Annotated in this window: 16 protein-coding genes; all 16 read right to left on the bottom strand. The window is 39.2% G+C overall.

The features are described 5' to 3' along the window. Nucleotides 1-163 precede the first annotated feature (163 nt). The 16 genes from ileS to mraZ all read right to left on the bottom strand — a co-directional run bounded on the left by ileS (nucleotide 164) and on the right by mraZ (nucleotide 17,719). Nucleotides 164-2,950, bottom strand: coding sequence for an isoleucine--tRNA ligase (ileS, locus tag KQI58_RS15105; protein ID WP_216409876.1), 2,787 nt, complete (start codon nucleotides 2,948-2,950; stop codon nucleotides 164-166). Between the two features lie 306 nt (nucleotides 2,951-3,256). Then, on the bottom strand, nucleotides 3,257-3,961 hold the full coding sequence (locus tag KQI58_RS15100; RefSeq protein ID WP_216409875.1) for a DivIVA domain-containing protein: 705 nt from the start codon (nucleotides 3,959-3,961) through the stop codon (nucleotides 3,257-3,259). Nucleotides 3,962-3,983: 22 nt separating this feature from the next. Next, nucleotides 3,984-4,766, bottom strand: coding sequence for an RNA-binding protein (locus KQI58_RS15095; RefSeq protein WP_216409874.1), 783 nt, complete (start codon nucleotides 4,764-4,766; stop codon nucleotides 3,984-3,986). Between the two features lie 12 nt (nucleotides 4,767-4,778). Further along, on the bottom strand, nucleotides 4,779-5,054 hold the full coding sequence (locus KQI58_RS15090; RefSeq protein WP_016180558.1) for a YggT family protein: 276 nt from the start codon (nucleotides 5,052-5,054) through the stop codon (nucleotides 4,779-4,781). Between the two features lie 13 nt (nucleotides 5,055-5,067). Next, the gene (locus KQI58_RS15085; RefSeq protein WP_216409873.1) at nucleotides 5,068-5,715 is read right to left on the bottom strand and encodes a cell division protein SepF; all 648 of its coding nucleotides are present in this window, start codon (nucleotides 5,713-5,715) and stop codon (nucleotides 5,068-5,070) included. A 9-nt stretch (nucleotides 5,716-5,724) separates the two neighbouring features. Next, nucleotides 5,725-6,402: a YggS family pyridoxal phosphate-dependent enzyme gene (locus tag KQI58_RS15080; protein ID WP_216409872.1), complete on the bottom strand. Its 678-nt coding sequence runs from the start codon at nucleotides 6,400-6,402 to the stop codon at nucleotides 5,725-5,727. A gap of 14 nt (nucleotides 6,403-6,416) precedes the next feature. Continuing rightward, nucleotides 6,417-7,655 carry a cell division protein FtsZ gene (gene ftsZ / locus KQI58_RS15075; RefSeq protein WP_216409871.1) on the bottom strand — a complete coding sequence of 413 codons (1,239 nt, stop codon included), beginning with the start codon at nucleotides 7,653-7,655 and terminating at the stop codon, nucleotides 6,417-6,419. Nucleotides 7,656-7,676: 21 nt separating this feature from the next. Next, nucleotides 7,677-9,002 carry a cell division protein FtsA gene (ftsA, locus tag KQI58_RS15070; RefSeq protein WP_216409870.1) on the bottom strand — a complete coding sequence of 442 codons (1,326 nt, stop codon included), beginning with the start codon at nucleotides 9,000-9,002 and terminating at the stop codon, nucleotides 7,677-7,679. Between the two features lie 165 nt (nucleotides 9,003-9,167). After that, entirely contained in the window at nucleotides 9,168-10,283 is a 1,116-nt protein-coding gene (locus KQI58_RS15065) for a cell division protein FtsQ/DivIB (protein ID WP_216409869.1), read from the bottom strand. Between the two features lie 5 nt (nucleotides 10,284-10,288). Next, nucleotides 10,289-11,380: an undecaprenyldiphospho-muramoylpentapeptide beta-N-acetylglucosaminyltransferase gene (gene murG, locus KQI58_RS15060; protein ID WP_216409868.1), complete on the bottom strand. Its 1,092-nt coding sequence runs from the start codon at nucleotides 11,378-11,380 to the stop codon at nucleotides 10,289-10,291. A 9-nt stretch (nucleotides 11,381-11,389) separates the two neighbouring features. Continuing rightward, a complete protein-coding gene (gene murD, locus KQI58_RS15055) occupies nucleotides 11,390-12,754 on the bottom strand; it encodes a UDP-N-acetylmuramoyl-L-alanine--D-glutamate ligase (protein ID WP_216409867.1) in 1,365 nt (454 codons plus the stop codon). Nucleotides 12,755-12,767: 13 nt separating this feature from the next. Then, nucleotides 12,768-13,730 (bottom strand): phospho-N-acetylmuramoyl-pentapeptide-transferase, encoded by a 963-nt coding sequence (gene mraY / locus KQI58_RS15050; protein WP_216409866.1) that lies wholly within the window; start codon nucleotides 13,728-13,730, stop codon nucleotides 12,768-12,770. A 15-nt stretch (nucleotides 13,731-13,745) separates the two neighbouring features. After that, a complete protein-coding gene (locus tag KQI58_RS15045) occupies nucleotides 13,746-15,935 on the bottom strand; it encodes a penicillin-binding transpeptidase domain-containing protein (RefSeq protein WP_216409865.1) in 2,190 nt (729 codons plus the stop codon). After that, nucleotides 15,936-16,313, bottom strand: coding sequence for a cell division protein FtsL (gene ftsL / locus KQI58_RS15040; protein WP_216409864.1), 378 nt, complete (start codon nucleotides 16,311-16,313; stop codon nucleotides 15,936-15,938). A gap of 5 nt (nucleotides 16,314-16,318) precedes the next feature. Then, complete coding sequence (gene rsmH / locus KQI58_RS15035; RefSeq protein WP_216409863.1) at nucleotides 16,319-17,272, bottom strand: 16S rRNA (cytosine(1402)-N(4))-methyltransferase RsmH; 954 nt, start codon at nucleotides 17,270-17,272, stop codon at nucleotides 16,319-16,321. Nucleotides 17,273-17,287: 15 nt separating this feature from the next. Then, nucleotides 17,288-17,719, bottom strand: coding sequence for a division/cell wall cluster transcriptional repressor MraZ (gene mraZ / locus KQI58_RS15030; RefSeq protein WP_016180546.1), 432 nt, complete (start codon nucleotides 17,717-17,719; stop codon nucleotides 17,288-17,290). Between the last annotated feature and the right edge of the window lie 30 nt (nucleotides 17,720-17,749).

The following is a 17,749-nucleotide window of genomic DNA, read 5'->3' as shown; positions in this document are numbered from 1 at the left end:
CATGGAACGAAACTGTTCAAGCGAACTGCCGCGCAAACTATTAACAAATCCCGCCATCATCCTTAACTATGCAGGATGATTACGGGATTTTTAAATACACTTTACTATATTACGTTTACCGAATTACTTCAATGCGGGTTCCTTCTATTATAGTTATAGTCTTTTATTCTAATCCTTCTGCTACTGCTTCTGGATAGTTTTCTTCTACGATATGAGCACATGAGGCACATAAATGCGGAAGCTTTTCATCTTCTCCAACTGTCGTGCGAACTTGACGGCAACGATCACACACTTCGCCATCTGCTTTTTCAACTAAAATCGCTACATCATCAAATACCATAGCGTTGTCAGGAGCGCTATCCTTTGAGATACTAAATGAATCTGGTGATACGATCAACAATTGAGCTAAATCAGCATCTAAAGCTGTTAACATCGCAGCCACTTGTTCATTTGGATAAATGGTTACTTTTGCTTCTAGTGATTTACCAATCACTTTTTCATTACGAGCTTCTTCTAAAGCTTTCAAGACCTTATCCCGGAAATCCATAAAAGCTTTCCATGTATCTAGCAATTCCTCTTGGTTAGGGAACGTTTCATAGCCTGGCAATTCCGCTAACTGTACGTATTCTTCTTCTTCCTTCAGGTACGTCCAGATTTCTTCGGTCGTATGAGGAATAATTGGCGTCAATAACTTCGTCAATGCTACCGCGGCTTGATAGAAGACCGTTTGCATGCAACGACGTTCATAGCTATCTTCTGCTTGAATATAAACAACATCTTTCGCAAAATCCAAATAGAAGGATGACAAATCAACTGTCAGGAAGTTCACGACTGTCTTGTAGATTTGTGTGAAATCATATTTCTCATAACCCTCTTCACGAATGGTTTTGATTACTTCATTCAAACGAACTAACATGTATTTGTCAACTGAACGTAATTCATCATAAGCAACTGTGTGTGTCGAAGGTTCAAAATCACTGGTATTTGCTAATAAGAAACGCATGGTATTACGAATTTTCCGATAAACTTCTGAAACTTGATTCAAAATATCCATCGATACCCGAACATCAGCCTCATAGTCTACACTGCTAACCCACAGACGCAAGATATCAGCACCCATTTGGTTAATGACTTTTCCAGGAACAATCGTGTTACCTAATGATTTACTCATCTTACGACCTTCGCCGTCTAGAGTAAAGCCTTGAGAAAGGACTGATTTGTATGGCGCAACGCCATTGATCGCAACACTTGTTGTAATACTTGAGTTGAACCAACCGCGATATTGGTCAGAACCTTCCAAATACATGTCAGCCGGGAACGTCAAATCTTCACGTTGACGTAACACCGCTTCGTGAGAAGACCCTGAATCAAACCAAACGTCCATAATATCTGTTTCTTTAGTGAAAATTCCATTTGGTGAGCTTGGATGAGTGAATCCTTCAGGTAATAAATCCTTTGCTTCACGCTCAAACCAAATATTCGAACCATATTTAGCAAATAATTGCGCCACATGTTCTGTAGTTTCCGGCGTGATGATTGCTTCTCCATCTTCCCCATAGAAAATTGGAAGTGGCACACCCCATGCGCGTTGTCGAGAAATAACCCAATCGCCGCGATCACGAATCATATTATATAGACGTGTTTTCCCCCATGGGATGATCCAATCAACCTTTTCGATTTCGTCTAAAATATCTTGACGGAACTTATCAATTGAAGCAAACCATTGTGGAGTGGCGCGATAAATGATTGGTTTTTTCGTACGCCAATCGTGCGGATAGCTATGTGTAAAGAATTCTAGCTTCAATAGCGCTCCGTTTTTCTCCAACAGTTCAGTTACCATTGGATTAACCTTGTCATAATAAACACCTTCAAAGCCTGGCGCTTCAGCTGTCATTACTCCACGATCATCGACTGGAGAAATAATGTCATTTCGGTAGTTTTTCCATGCAAAGTAGTCATCTTCCCCGTGCCCAGGAGAGGTATGAACCAGTCCGGTACCCGCTTCTAACGTTACATGATCTCCTAGAATAACTAGTGATTCACGATCATAAAATGGATGCTGTGCTGTCATGTATTCAAGATCTTTTCCAGAAATTTCTTTGAGAACTTTAGGATTTTCCCACTCTAATTCCTCTGCAACCTTCTCTAACAAATCTTTCGCAACAACATATTTACCTCCTGCCGCTTCTACCACAGCGTAAGTATAGGCTGGGTTTACCGAGATCCCTTGGTTTGCTGGCAAAGTCCAAGGTGTCGTCGTCCAGATAATAAATGAAGTATCCGTATCTAAAATTCCTTTACCATCTTTTACTTTAAAAGCAACAAAGATTGAAGGTGATTTAACATCTTTATATTCAATTTCCGCCTCAGCTAATGAAGATTCACTCGAAGGTGACCAATAAATTGGTTTTAAGCCTTTATAGATATACCCTTTTTCAGCCATTTTTCCAAACACACGAATTTCAGCAGCTTCATAATCAGGTGTCAATGTAATGTATGGATGCTCCCAATCGCCAGCAATTCCCAAACGTTTGAAATCCTCACGTTGCTTATCCACCTGCGATAATGCGTACTCTTCACATTTTTTGCGGTATTCAGCCATTGACATTTCTTTACGTTTAATCCCTTTGTTTGTTAAAACCTGTTCGATTGGTAATCCATGAGTGTCCCACCCCGGGACATAAGGCGCACGAAAACCTGACATTGATTTGGAGCGTACAATGATATCTTTACTAATTTTATTTAGCGCATGTCCAATATGGATGTTCCCATTTGCATATGGAGGGCCATCGTGTAAAACAAAGGTTGGTTTACCTTCATTTAGTTTCTGACGCTTTTCGTAAATCTTGTTTTCTTCCCATTCTTTTTCCCACTGACCTTCACGGTTAGGCAAGTTACCGCGCATTGGGAAGCCGGTTTTTCCTAGCTGAAGAGTTTCTTTTGTCTTCACTATTGATCGTCTCCTTTTATTTATAAAATTGAACATTAGCGACACTGTTTACTAGATTTTCGCTTTGTTTTCATACATATATACAAAAAAACAAGCTTATCCGCAAAGGGACGAGCTTGTCGTGGTACCACCCAAATTTGAAACCTAAGTTTCCTCTAATCATCATTAACGCAATGACGCGTCGATTACTACTCATCGTTCATAACCGAAATAATCTAGAGGATCTTTCCAATTAGAGGGTCTGCCGATCTTCCACTGTCATCGGCTCGCTAATAAGAATCTAATCAGCTTTTCTGTTCTAGACTTCTAATCTTCATCTGATTTAATCAATTCAGGAATATCAATCGTTAAGCCCATATCTTCCTGAGGTTCCTCAAGGACGATTGGTTCATCTGAGTCTACTGCATTCTCAGTATCGTTGTCAAGTTCATTCGCTAAAACTTCCTTCAATACCTCGTGTCCATCTCCAACATATGAAGACATTGGTTTTAAGACTTCTTCCCAGTCGCCGCTGCGTGCTTGATCAATTTGTGTTTCTAACAACAATAGCAATTGTTGATGGAAGACACGCGTCTTCTTCTTCAAGTCATTCGTTTCAGCAGCTAGTTGACGAGCCTTAGAAGTAGCGTCAGTTAGAATTTCTTTGGCTTTGTCTTCTGCAGTCGTTGTTAATAAGTTTGCTTTTTGCATTGCGTTAGAAATTAATTCATCCGCACGGTTTTGCGCAGAAGTCACAATCACTTCAGATTCTTTACTTGCTGAAGATTTTACTTTGTCGGCCGTATCTTGTGCGACAACGATTGATTGGTTCAACGCTTCTTTCAATTCATTGAAATACTCTAATTTTTCTTCTGAATGCTTCAATGCTTTTTCTAATTCACGATTTTTAGCGATACTGTCCTCATAGTCACGAACAATCATATCTAAAAAATCATCGACTTCGTCTTGGTTATATCCACGCATCTTAGTGGAGAAATTTTTGTTTTGAATATCTAATGGAGTTAATGCCATTTTTTTGCTCACCTCATAAAATTTATTTTCGTAAAACGCCTAAGCGCAAACGGAATTTTTCTTTCTTTGTTTTTCCTTCTAAACCTTGAATCTGAATTCGTCCAAACCCACGAACTGAAACAACATCTAATAGATCAAGTATATAATCTGGACGCTCATTGACTGACCAGTTTACTTTTACTTTACTGGCTTCAACTAATTGCTTCGAACGTTGACGTGAGATGTTATAAACTGTTGAAATAATCGCATCTAATCGCATGGAAGTCGCTGTTGTAGTTTCCTCTAGCCAACTATCTTTTGGAATAATAATATCCGTATATGGTCGTTCCTCTAAATGTACAGTTACACGACCAATTTTAGATACCTGACCTACGATATAATTAGCCGATTCTTTCGCTAAAAATATTTGCCAGCGATCACCATCAGAAATAATATCACCAAAATAATCACGCTTGATTCCAGCGTTCATTAATGTCCCTAATATTTTTCCATGGGAAAGTTCAGTAAACTTTTGCGGATAATTGATCTCAATCATCACAAGTTCAAAGTCGTCGGTTTGCGGTTCATAATACTCTGGATAAATCATGCAACGACAACGTTCAGCATGCTCATAGCCACCATAAAATGAAAATTTCAATTCACTATTTTCGCGAATCAAAGTCTCTAGGATATAGGCTTGCCGAGGATCTAAAAAATTCGTCAGATAAGGAGCGTACTGGCTTTCAACTTGCTCTAACCAATCGCCAACACTGTCAACAAATGGATGCTCTTCAGGTCTAAAATGTTGATAGACATTTGCATTCATATTGCCACCTCCTTAGTAAATAATACTGTACAGAATTCTTTGTAAAACCTCCATCGCAATATTTAATGCTAGAATCGCTGCCATTACAGAAAAATCGATTCCGCCAAATTGCAAAGGCAAACGTCGAAATAAATCAAGAAACGGTTCACAAATTCGACCTAATAGTTGACCAAATTTAGACTGGTAAGCACCAGGAAACCATGACATTAATGCATAAACGACTAAAAGAATCGTATAAAGATAAACTAGTCGATTTAAATAATAAAAAAGTGTAATAAGTAGATTCAACTATGTGGCTCCTTTACATTTCTAATCCGTAAATATCGTCATCAACCATGGAGCTTAACGTAGAGTTGGTAACTTCGACATTTGTTGGCGTACACAAAAACATTTCATTTCCAACACGTTTGATATCACCATCAATCATAAAGACTGCACCAGTTAGAAAATCCACTACACGACGAGCTCTCATTTCATCCAAAGACTGAAAATTGATTAAGACCACCTCGCCTTGACCTACGCGTTTAGCGATAGTCATTGCTTCATTATAAGCTCTCGGTTCAACTACCGAAATACGATCTTTTCTCTTTTCTTCTGTTCTAGGTGTAAGTCGTTGCGCCCTGCTGTTATTGTTAGGCATTGACACAACTTTTTCACTTTTCTTCGGCATGCTTTCTGCCCTTTTTGCAACAGTTTCAGCTCTGCGATTGATCTGAGGTTCTGCCACTGGTTGGCTAACCCTTTCCTGCTGTACTCTTTCTTTTGGACGTTCCTGAGAGCGTTCCTGCTTTTGATACGTAGGACGTGTTGCCACGCGTTCTTTCTTCAAAGGTGCGCTTACTGGGCGGCTAACCTGCTTCTTTGGAGCAGGTGCAGCTGCTTCTTCTTCATACATATCATCATCTGCTAAACCAAAAAAATCAGTGATCTTTGCTAGACTAATTCCCATTAACTTTACCTAACCTTTCTTAAATAGTGCCGTTCCGATTCGAACAAAAGTAGCACCTTCTTCAATTGCCGTTTTGAAGTCTTGGCTCATTCCCATACTTAATTCTGTGCATGGTGCATATTGCAAGTCTTGTTCCTTCACACTTTCTTGAAGCTGTTTCAAAGTAGAAAAAACATTCCGAATCTCTAACTCCGTTGCCTCATATGGCGCCATTGTCATTAATCCGATCACCTGAATTTTCTCTAATCCCTCTAATTCCTTAACGAAGGTTTGAAGTTCATTTGGTCTGATACCATGCTTTGACTCTTCTCCAGAAACATTTACTTCAATAAAACATTTTATTTGATGTTCAGCACGCTTTTGTATTTCTTGTGCCAAACGTAAACTGTCTAACGCATGAAAGTAATCAATTTCATTTATAATCAATTTTACCTTGCGACGCTGTAAATTACCAATAAGATGCCATTTGATCTCCTGATAGTTTGAAAGACTTCGCTTTTTATCCAGCAATTTATCTACTCGATTTTCTGCTAAATCCGTCACACCTAGTTCAACGAGTTCATTTGCGTTCGTGGAGTCGACACTTTTTGTCACCGCAACCATAGTAATCTCCTCTGGGTTACGTGAAGCAAGAGCACACGACTCCTGAATCTCTTGCTCGATTCTATGCAAGTTTTCAGCGATCATGTGCTCTCCCCCTTTTATTTTCTACGGCGAAAGAATGGTGGTGTATCTAGTTCTTCGTCTTTTTCAGGTTTTACTTCTTCACGATTGAATGTTTCGAATTCTTTCTTTTCGATGTTATCAAATTGTGTTTCTTCAACTTTAGGACGGATGTTTTCTTCCTTGCGGATATCCCATTCACCAAAAGCAGACTGACCGTCATTGCTTCTTGCAGGTTCAATATCTAAATTTTGTTTTTGTGGAACTGATTGGATTTGACTAGCACGTTGTGTGTTACGTGTAGCCTTACGCTCCTTTTTTGTTGGATCGATTCCAGTCGCAATTACTGTAACTCGAATTTCATCGCCTAGTTCTTCGCTAATTGATGTACCGAGAATAATATTAACATCGCCTGTTGCTGCACTTGCAACAATATCAGAAGCATCTTGTGCTTCGAACAAAGTCATATCTAATCCACCAGTGATATTTAATAGAACTTGTTCAGCACCATCAATAGAGGTTTCTAGTAATGGAGAAGAAATCGCTTTTTTCGTTGCCTCAACAACACGATCTTCGCCACTTGCGACACCAATACCCATTAAAGCTGTCCCTTGATTTGCCATTACAGTTTTCACATCAGCAAAGTCCAAGTTCACATAGCCTGGGGCTGTAATCAAATCTGAAATACCTTGAACACCTTGACGTAAAACATTATCTGCTTCGCGGAATGCTTCAAGCATTGGCGTTTTCTTATCAACTACTTCAAGTAGGCGGTTATTTGAGATGATCAATAAAGTATCAACATTTTCCTTCAACGCTGAAATTCCTTCTGCTGCGAAGCGTCCACGTTTTGGTCCTTCAAAGCTGAATGGACGTGTAACAACGCCGACAGTTAAAGCGCCCAGATCTTTTGCGATTTTCGCCACGATTGGAGCTGCGCCAGTACCAGTACCGCCGCCCATCCCGGCTGTGATAAAGACCATATCTGCGCCTTCTAATGCATCACGAATAGCTTGTTCACTTTCTTCAGCCGATTTTTGACCAACTTCTGGTTGTGAACCTGCGCCCAAACCACGAGTGTATTTAGGACCTAATTGAATCACTGTTTCTGCTTTTGAATTTTTAAGTGCTTGAACATCAGTGTTTGATGCGATAAATTCAACGCCTTTAACGTTTTCCTCGATCATACGGTTGATAGCATTGCCACCGCCACCGCCAACACCGATAACTTTAATAACAGCACCTTCGTTAATATTGTTATCTATTGAGAATTCCATGTTTTCTATTCCTCCTACAAGTTAATCAAAAATATTAGAGAAGAAGTCTTTAATCTTCCCGGTTACTTTTTCTTCATTTTTTGGTTTCGTTTCTTCTTCATAATCAGTTGATGCTTCATAATCGTCATACACAGGTGCTGTTGAAACAGCATTAGTTTGTGGTGAAGCAGATAAGGAAACTTTTTCTCCCGTAACCGCTGATTTAGCCAAATGGTAAACGTCGCTTAATTCAGCTGAATAATTGACGATACTAATGACATTTGTGAAAACTGGATTTCTCAATCCCATTTGATTTGGGACATGCAATTTAACTGTGGTTCCAAAAATGTCTTCCGCTAAATCAACCACACCTGGTAAACTTGCCGCTCCACCAGTTAGGACAACCCCACCTGGCAAATCAAGTGCTTCGATTTCATCTAAAGCCTCTTTTGCTTTGCGGAAGATTTGTTCCAAGCGTGCTTCGATAATTTCAGCCAAATATCGTTCATCAACTTTAACAGGATCTGTTTTACCAATAACATCAACTGGAAAATCTTCGTCGGCAGATGTCCGACTTGGATAAGCATCTCCATAATTGATTTTCAATGCCTCAGCATTATTAAAAGAAGTATTTAAAACAATAGAGATATCCTTAGTAACAAACTCTCCACCTTCTTGATCCACATGTGTGAACTTCAACTGTTTATCATGCATAACTGCTGTCGTTGTTTGTCCACCACCCATATCAATCACAATCGTGCCAAAGTCTTTTTCACCATCAGATAAAATAGACTCTGTTAAAGCCAAGGATGTAATTACTGTTTCAACAACCGACAATCCTGCCTTTTCAACACATTTTGTAATATTATGAATGATCGTCTTTGGACCAGTAAATACTAATCCAAACATTTCAAGACGAACACCAATCATTCCTCGCGGATCTTTAATGCCTTCAAATCCGTCAACGGTAAATTCTTGAGGCAGTAGCGCAACGATTTGTCTTTCAGGAGGAACTGAACGAACCATTGCTGCTGAGGCGACATTACGAACATCTTCATCCATAATCTCTTTTGACTCATTATTAACAGCGATCATACCCTGACAAGGTTCGACTTCTAACAAGTTAGCAGGTAGTCCAACGCTGACACTTTTAATCTGAATCCCAGCTTTTTCCTCGGCCTGTTTTACTGCTCGTTGAATCGCCTGTACTGTTTTATCGATATCTACGATAATCCCACGGTTGATTCCTTCTGATTTTGCGTTTCCAACACCAATGATATTCATTTGGCTATCGATGTACTCGGCAACAACAACTTTTATCGATGTTGTCCCGATATCAAGGCCTACATACATTCCTGCTTTTGCCATGAATGGGATTCCCTCCTATTTTCAAATAAATGCTTTATTCAGATGTAATATTTTAACTTACTGTTAAGCATGAAATATAATTTTTTGCAAGTAATTCACTGCCTTCAATTTTAACACATTTTGCCTAGAATGAAAAAGAAGATTCAACATTTTCTTGTAATAAATTTAATCATTTACAACGGCGGTTCCAGATTGATCTGTTGAGTTTTGTGCTGATTCCTCAGCAGTTGAATTTTCAGTATACGGATAGCTGTAAATTCCTGCCTCCATATCTACAATCCCCTTGATTCCTTTGTCGTTCATTTCCTTAGCAATTTGGGGATAATACTTCATCTTATTTCCTAAATCGTTGATACTGACCAAAACCTTATTCCCATCGTTCATGAAAATTTCCAATAATTCCTTATTTTCATTCGTTGGAGCATATTTAATCTGAGATATTCCTTGTTTAACCTCTTCAGATAATTTTTTGTAGCCTTCAAGCACTTTTAGAATTCGTTTAGAGCCGGTAAAACTTTCTAAAATAGGTAGATCTCCGTCACTCTTTTCTACTTCAATCGGAATAATTTTTCCATTTGAAATAACAGGAGAATACTTTCCATCATTCTCTAGGTATGCGACTTCCGGATATTCTTTTACCTCTACCTCAAAATGATTGATTCCATCCAAGCGAACCTCTGCATTTTCAATTTGCAATTCTCGTTTTTTCAAATTTTTTACGTTATCTTTACGATCAAAATATTGAGTCCAAAGATTGTCACCAACGCTAAAATTCAATTCTTTTTCAATTATCTCCGTTGAAATTTTCTCGTTACCTTTTACACTCACACCGCCTAACTTAGCTAATGGTGATATGTAATACAATAATAATAAGGCTGGGATTGAAAATAATCCAATTAAAATCAAGGATCTCTTTACGAGTCGTCGATTGCGCTCATGTTTGATATTAGGCAACCGTTCTAAAAATGAACCATTTTTGGGTCCATTTGGAACGTCCTCCATCTCAGTCTCTTCAATTTCAGACTGTGAAGCAATAGATTCATCTTTTTCGGTCTCTTCTATCTTTTCTTCGGCTGGTCCATCAGTGCTAGATATTTCATTAGCCTCTTCTGAAGTTGTTACCTGCTCCACTGGCTCGCCCTTTTCGAGCGCTTTTTGTTTCAAGTACTCCATATTTGCTAACTGCCAAGGGGTCAAGTTCTCTTGCTTTGGTTTTTCTACTTGATGATTCTCTTTGCTTTCTTCTGGAAACTCTTCACGACTAATGGTCCTCACCTCCAAAATAATTATTTTACAATGTCATTGACCAATGACCACAGTCGCTCTGCTGCATCTGGGATGCCCTCTTGACGTGAAGCTTTCGCCATCATAGCCTTTTTATCGGGATCATTCATAATTTCATCTACTGCTTCTACTAATTTTTCCCCAGTTAAGTCAGAATCAGTGATCATTTTGACAGCTCCGGCGTTGACAAGACTCTGAGCATTTTTCGTTTGATGATCATTAGTGACATAAGGACTGGGAATGAGAATAGCTGGCAATCCTAAAGCCGTAAGTTCTGCGATTGAAGTTGCTCCAGCACGTCCAATCAGTAAATCAACATTTGCCATAACGTCTGTCATATTTTTGATATACGGTTGAAGTGACAGGTTATGATTGATTTTTTCGATATCAAATTTTTCTGCTATTTCATTATAATAACGATCACCAGAAGCATATAACACTTGATATTCTTTCTGTGAAAACTTAGGTAGTGCTTGAATAACCGCTTGATTTATCTTGAGCGCTCCTTGGCTCCCACCAAAAATTAAGACAGTCGGAATGTCTGGCAACAGACCATATTGTTCTAATACTTCTGACTTTCCACTGGTCACCACTTCTTGGGCTCGCGGATTTCCAACTAAGACAGTTTTATTCTCTGGAAAATATTGTGCAGCATCTGGAAAACTAATCCCAACTCGATCAGCAAAGCGACTGAGAAATTTGTTTGTAATTCCCGGAACGCTATTTTGTTCATGAACGATTGTCGGGATTTTCATCCGTGCTGCTGCGTAAACAACTGAACCAGAAACATATCCACCTGTACCAATCACAACATCTGGTTTGAACTCTCGTAAGATTTCTTTCGAACGTTTAATACTTTCAATAAATAACTGGACAGTTTTGACGTTATCAAGCGAAAGTTTTCGCTTAAAGCCTTGGATTTTGATTGTTTTAAAAGAGATGCCTGTCTCAGGCACGATCTTATTTTCCAACCCTCGATGCGTTCCTACATATAAAAACTCTGAATCAGGTTGGATTTTTTGTACGTAACGGATAAACGCTAAGGCTGGATAAATATGTCCGCCCGTGCCGCCGCCTGTAACAAGTATTCTCATTTCATTTCCCTACTTTTCTAATTGCTTAACAGCGTGCATAAATTTGTCTCCACGGATTTCAAAACTAGGGTATTGATCCCAGCTTGCATTCGCGGGAGATAACAAGATACTATCACCTGCTTCACTTTGTTCATAGGCTAAAGGAACCGCCGTTTCAACATTTGAAGTCATAATAATTGTTCTGATTCCTGCTCGTTCAGCCGTTTCGGCTAATTTATCTTTTGTTTCTCCAAAAAGTAAAATCGCTTTGACTCCTTCAAGTGACGGGATCAGTTCATCAAATCCATTTCCACGATCCAATCCACCAGCAAGCAGGATCAACTGTTCATTATCAAATCCGCTTAACGCCATTTCTGTTGCTAAACTATTAGTCGCTTTTGAATCATTGTAAAACTTACGACCATTAATTGTGGTAACGTATTGCGTACGATGAGGAACCCCATGAAAATTACTCAACGCAGAACGAATTCCATCATTTGAAACTCCTTTTAACTTCGCAACGGCAATCGCTGCTAAGGCATTCTCAATATTATGAGCGCCTGGCACTCCCAATTCAGAAGCATCCATGATTTTTTCTTGCTTATAATAAAGACTCCCATCAATAGAATAAGCTCCATTTTCAAGTTTTTCTTTCGATGAAAAAGGAATGATTTGAGCCTTAGTTTGTTTACTCATTGCCTGCAATTCTTCTGAATTCCAGTTTAAAACTAAATAATCATCTGCTCTCATATTTTCTTGGATTGACCACTTCGCGGCCACATAATTTTCACGTGTTTTATGATAGTCCAAATGTGCCTCGTAAATATTAGTAATGACAGCGATCTGTGGTTTAAATGTTTCAATCCCCATCAATTGGAAACTTGACAATTCCATTACTATATCATCTTCAGCTGATGCTTTAGCAGCCACTTCACTGGCAGGAAAGCCAATATTACCAGCGAGATGGGCTTTCCCAGCAGTACGTTCTTGATTCAACAATAGACCGATCATGGTGGTGGTCGTCGTCTTGCCATTCGTTCCGGTAATACCAACGATTGGACATTCAGCGACTTGATAAGCCAACTCCACTTCGGTCAAGATTGGGATATGCAATTCCTCTGCTTTAGCTACTAATGGATTGTCATAAGGAATACCAGGGTTTTTCACCATTAAAGAAAAATCCTCATCTAGCAGCTCGATCGGATGATGCCCAGTGATCACCCGCACACCTTGTTCCAATAACCCTTGAGCCTCTGGGTTTTCTTCAAACGGTTTTCCGTCGTTGACCGTAACAAGTGCGCCCAAGTCATTCAACAACTTGGCCGCACTAAATCCACTCTTCGCTAATCCTAAGACTAATACTTTTTCGTTTTGATATTGTTTAATTTGTTTCATTTTCAGTCATCTCCTACAGTACGATCAATAAAACAATGATGGATGCAATGAGCCCAATAGACCAGAACACTGTGTCTACTTTCCACTCTGACCAACCAGACATCTCAAAATGGTGATGTAATGGTGACATTTTAAAAACACGCTTACCTGTCATTTTAAAGGAAGTGACCTGAATAATCACGCTTGCTGTTTCAAAGATGTATACCAAACCAATTAATAACAATGTCCACTCTTGATGTAAGATAATCGACACGGCTGCCAGTAGCCCACCTAATGCAAGCGATCCAACGTCACCCATGAAAATTTTTGCTGGTTTCTTATTATAAGGAAAGAAGCCAACTAGTCCGCCCATCACAGCAAGACAAACAATTAAAACCTCATACTGTTGTTGTTTCCAAGCAATGATTCCGTATGTGGCAAATGAAATTGTTTCTAAGCCAGATACTAATCCATCGATTCCATCTGTTAAATTTACTGCATTTGAAAAACCGACCAACCAAAAAATCACAAACAAGCCATAAATAATATTTAGTGGCAAATCAATACCGAAGAAATTCAAGGTATTGGGATAACCTTCCATTCGATAGATAACGTAAAAAACAATCGCTACAATCACCTGAGCAATGAATTTCTGACTTGATGTCAACCCTTCATTTTGTTTTTTTGCTAGTTTAATGAAATCATCTAAAAAGCCGATAATTCCATACAGCAATAAGACAAACACTAAAATCAACAGTGAAGTCGTCATTTTTTCTGTCCAAAGACTATACCAAATCGATGTAATCACAGCTGCGGCTAAAAACCCAAGTCCGCCCATCGTCGGGGTACCTGCCTTTGAGTTATGCCATTTCGGGCCCTCATCACGAATTTCTTGTCCTTGTTTCTTCATCCTAAAGTAGCCAATTATAAAAGGCATGCCTGCTACAGTAATTGCGAAACTACTGGCAAAAGCAATAAATAGTTGTGCCGGTTGCATTTTATTCTCTCCAGTCTAACCTAACGTAATTTTCAATTTCTTTTTCGAGACCTCTGCGTAAGGAGCAATACTCTGCTTCGTACAATAACCGTCTCCTTTGAAGCTGACATCAATATCCAACAAATTTGTTAGTTTTAAGATGTCTGCTTTAGACCAGCCGCGGACGTCTGGCATCTCTTTTTTACCATCGGTCAGCAAAATGAGATGTTCGTTCGCCATAACTTTCTCGCCTGGCTTCGCAGACTGTTCGATAACTTTATCTCCATCCCCAATCACAACAGCTGTTAATCCACGTTTATTTGCATCTGCTGCTGCTTTAGATGTTGAGAGATTGCGGTAATCCTCTACCGTAACCTTTGTGTTGCTTTCTTCTTCAGAAGAATCCGTTTCGGTATTTTGAAATTCCATTACACGACTTAATAGTGGATTCGCAATTTCACCCAAAATGCCTTCTTGCTTTTCTTGAGGTTGTTTCATAGTTAAATATAAAATATACTCAGGGTCTTCCGAAGGAATCATCAACGCAATCGAATAGATATAATTCGTATCTCCTGTTAAGTATCTTCCGTTCTCTGCAATCTGGGCTGTTCCCGTTTTAGCAGAAATATGGTATCCGGGTACTTTGTATTGATCATAAGCCGAACCATAATTTTCGCTTTCAACAGTATCACGCATATATTCACGAACCTTTTGTGCAGTTTCAGCTGTAATTGGTTCACCTACTATTTCTGGTTTCGTAATGATCTCTTTTCCTGTATTAGGATTGGAGACTTTTTCAATATAATGAGGTTGAAGCATTTTCCCATCATTTGCTACAGCAGTAAAGCCACGCATCATTTGGAAATTGGTTACACCAATTGCTTGTCCGTAAGAGCTCATTGCTTGGTCAACGATATTGCTCGTTGGCAATGTTCCTTTAGTTTCACCTGGTAAACCAGAATAGGTGCTTTGACCAAAACCAAAACGTTTCACATATTCAGGCCAACGATCTCCTAAGCGTTCTTCTAGCTTGACCATTCCTACGTTACTTGACCAAGAAAGGGCCTGACGCATTGTCAAGATTCCTTTTTTACCCAAGTCCCAGTCGTTGATAGTGGCATCAGCTACTTGGATTTTTCCAGAAACATAACTTTCATTTTCATTAAAGATTCCTTCATTAACTGCAGCAGAAGTAGTGAAGACTTTCATGGTCGATCCCGGTTCATAGCTATCTTCTACTAGGAAATTTCGCCATGCATCCTGTTCGCCCAAACCTTCTTTAGTTTCAGGGTTGAATGTTGGACGCTGAGACATCGCTAAGATATCTCCTGTTTTTGCTTGCATCAACATGGCGGTCATCTCAGATGGTTTTGCTTCTGAGCTTACTTTATCCATTAATGTCTCTAAGTAACTTTGCAAACCAGCATCTAATGTAGTATAAATATCTTCGCCATTGACTGCCTTTTTCTCTTCAGCAACGCTTCCTGGAATCGGTCGTTGATTTTCATCTTTTTGGTAAACGACTTTGCCATCTTTTCCTTTTAAAACATCATCATAAGCCGCTTCAACACCCATCATACCAACCAGTGATTCTTTTTTATCAGGCTGTGCGTATCCAATAAAATGAGAGGCAAAATTTCCATTTGGATACATACGATCCGTGTGTTCTGTAAAGTAAAGTCCTTTGACCTTATCCTTTTTCATCGCATCCTCGATGTTTTGTTTCGTTTCTTCGGAAATATTTTTACCTTTATTACCAAATTCGACTTGGTAATACTTACTAGTCCCATCACTATTGATCCCACTTTTCAGGGTCTTTAAGGCTGACTTTTCTTTGATTCCTAAATACTTATTTAAAATAGAAGCTAAATCATCAAAATTCTTTTCTTGAGCATAGAGCTTTTCATTGCCGTTCACATAGCTTTCTGAGAGAATCGCGTAAATCGAGTAAGATGTCGCATCTTCAGCAATCACTTCGCCATTGCGGTCATAAATTGTGCCACGTTTAGCTTTTACTACCTCGCCGCCATGATACAACTCTTCGGTTTTAACTTTTAAAGATGTTCCAGCTACGTGTCCACCTGCTACCACGTAGATCATGCGAACGGCAAATAAAAAGAACAATCCAATACTCGTAGCAAACAAAATAACGCCTACTTTTTTGCGATTGTTCATCGGAGTCAAATTCTTTTTTCGGATTTTTCTTTTTAGCCTTTTAAAGCTCATTTACTTCACTTTCCTTAAATTGTCGTCATTGATTGAAAGTCCAGCTTTTTCAGCAATTTCTTTTAGACGATCAGAACGAGACAATTCGCTCTTTTCTTGCTGTAATTGTGTTGCTGTCTTTTCTTTTGCATCAATGTCGGTTTGAATGCTTGTAATTTCATTTTGTGTTTTGCTTATTTCATTGCGATAATTGACCATCACAACTGATAAGCCAATCAACATCACTAAGAAGGCTAACACGGCAATTTTTTCTACCCGTGTGATTTTCTTTAAACGATCACCAGGAGAAACGAAGACTTTGAAAGAATCTGGCGTTTGGTGAATTTCTTCTTGCTGAGAATCAACTTGAAATGGTTGGTTATTTTTTAATTCTGCCATAATTCCTATCCTTTCTTCATTTTCTCAGCGATGCGCAATTTTGCACTTCTCGCGCGGTTATTATCCTGTAATTCCTCTTCAGAAGGAATAATGGGTTTTCGATTCACTAATTTCAATACCGGTTGGAATTCCTCTGGTACCACAGGTAAACCGGGAGGCATATCCTTTGGTGTACTGAATTCTTTAAACATTGTTTTCACGATCCGATCCTCTAATGAATGGAACGTGATCACGCTGACTCTGCCCTCAATTGATAATAAATCAATTGCCTGTTCCAAGGAACTTTCAATGGCGCCAAGTTCATCATTCACAGCGATGCGAATAGCTTGGAAAACGCGTTTGGCGGGATGACCACCTTTACGCCGTGCCGGAGCTGGGATTGCCTCCTTGATCAGGTCAACTAGTTCCCCCGTAGTTTCAATCGGCTTATCAGTACGTTTACGCTCAATCAAACGAGCGATTTGTTTGGAAAACTTTTCCTCGCCGTAGCGGAAAAAGATTTTTACTAATTCATGGTAGGAATATTCATTCACGACTTGGTAGGCACTCAATGGTGCATCTTGATCCATCCGCATATCCAATGGCGCATCTTGATGATAACTAAACCCGCGTTCTGCTTCATCCAACTGCGGAGATGAGACACCTAAGTCATATAAAATCCCATCGACTTCTGTCACACCCAACTGATTCAGCTCAGTGGTAAGTTCTCTAAAGTTAGCTTTAACAAAGGTCACTTGTTTTTTTGCGACATATTCAGCTAGACGAATTTTCGCGTTTTCAATTGCCTTTTGATCTTGATCAAAAGCATAAAGATGTCCATCATTGTTTAACTGACACAGTAAATACTCACTGTGTCCAGCCCCACCTAATGTACAATCAACATAAATACCGTTTGGTTTGATTGCTAGACCATCAACTGTCTCACGAAGCAAAACGGTTGTATGTTGAAAGTCTGTCATTGATAATCCTCTTCTCTAAAATCCAAAATCGACCATTGTTTCTGCAATGTCATCAAAACTATCTTCAGTTTCTTTTGTGAATTCATTCCAGCGTGCTTGATCCCATATTTCGATCCGATTGGCAACGCCAATGATCACGCATTCTTTCTCAAGTGAGGCATGATTACGTAAAGACACCGGGATATTAATCCGTCCTTGCTTATCAATCTCACACTCAGTTGCTGCGGAGTAAAAGAAACGTACAAATGCGCGCGCATCTTTCTTAGAAAGCGGCATCTCATTTAATTTAGTTTCTAATTGGTTCCATTCGGGTAATGTGTATCCAAATAAGCAGCCATCCATACCACGGGTAACTACAAACTTCTCGCCTAATTGTTCACGTAATTTTGATGGAACGATCAATCGACCTTTAGCATCAATATTATGTTGAAATTCGCCCATGAACATCTAGACTCCACCCCTTTTTACCACCGCATG

This window comes from Enterococcus raffinosus (genome assembly GCF_018917525.1).
Classification (GTDB): Bacteria; Bacillota; Bacilli; order Lactobacillales; family Enterococcaceae; genus Enterococcus_A; species Enterococcus_A raffinosus_A.
The sequence above is the reverse complement of the archived record's forward strand: the minus strand, read 5'-3'. Positions and strand labels throughout refer to the sequence as shown.

Excerpts from the sequence above, each read along its gene's own strand:
- ftsL (WP_216409864.1), bottom strand. The coding sequence starts at position 16,313 with ATGGCAGAATTAAAAAATAACCAACCATTTCAAGTTGATTCTCAGCAA.
- ftsA (WP_216409870.1), bottom strand. The coding sequence starts at position 9,002 with ATGGCAAAAGCAGGAATGTATGTAGGCCTTGATATCGGGACAACATCG.
- KQI58_RS15080 (WP_216409872.1), bottom strand. The coding sequence starts at position 6,402 with ATGATCGCTGAAAACTTGCATAGAATCGAGCAAGAGATTCAGGAGTCG.
- mraZ (WP_016180546.1), bottom strand. The coding sequence starts at position 17,719 with ATGTTCATGGGCGAATTTCAACATAATATTGATGCTAAAGGTCGATTG.
- murG (WP_216409868.1), bottom strand. The coding sequence starts at position 11,380 with ATGAGAATACTTGTTACAGGCGGCGGCACGGGCGGACATATTTATCCA.
- KQI58_RS15045 (WP_216409865.1), bottom strand. The coding sequence starts at position 15,935 with ATGAGCTTTAAAAGGCTAAAAAGAAAAATCCGAAAAAAGAATTTGACT.
- KQI58_RS15095 (WP_216409874.1), bottom strand. The coding sequence starts at position 4,766 with ATGAATGCAAATGTCTATCAACATTTTAGACCTGAAGAGCATCCATTT.
- KQI58_RS15085 (WP_216409873.1), bottom strand. The coding sequence starts at position 5,715 with ATGGGAATTAGTCTAGCAAAGATCACTGATTTTTTTGGTTTAGCAGAT.
- ftsZ (WP_216409871.1), bottom strand. The coding sequence starts at position 7,655 with ATGGAATTCTCAATAGATAACAATATTAACGAAGGTGCTGTTATTAAA.
- murD (WP_216409867.1), bottom strand. The coding sequence starts at position 12,754 with ATGAAACAAATTAAACAATATCAAAACGAAAAAGTATTAGTCTTAGGA.
- rsmH (WP_216409863.1), bottom strand. The coding sequence starts at position 17,272 with ATGACAGACTTTCAACATACAACCGTTTTGCTTCGTGAGACAGTTGAT.
- KQI58_RS15100 (WP_216409875.1), bottom strand. The coding sequence starts at position 3,961 with ATGGCATTAACTCCATTAGATATTCAAAACAAAAATTTCTCCACTAAG.
- mraY (WP_216409866.1), bottom strand. The coding sequence starts at position 13,730 with ATGCAACCGGCACAACTATTTATTGCTTTTGCCAGTAGTTTCGCAATT.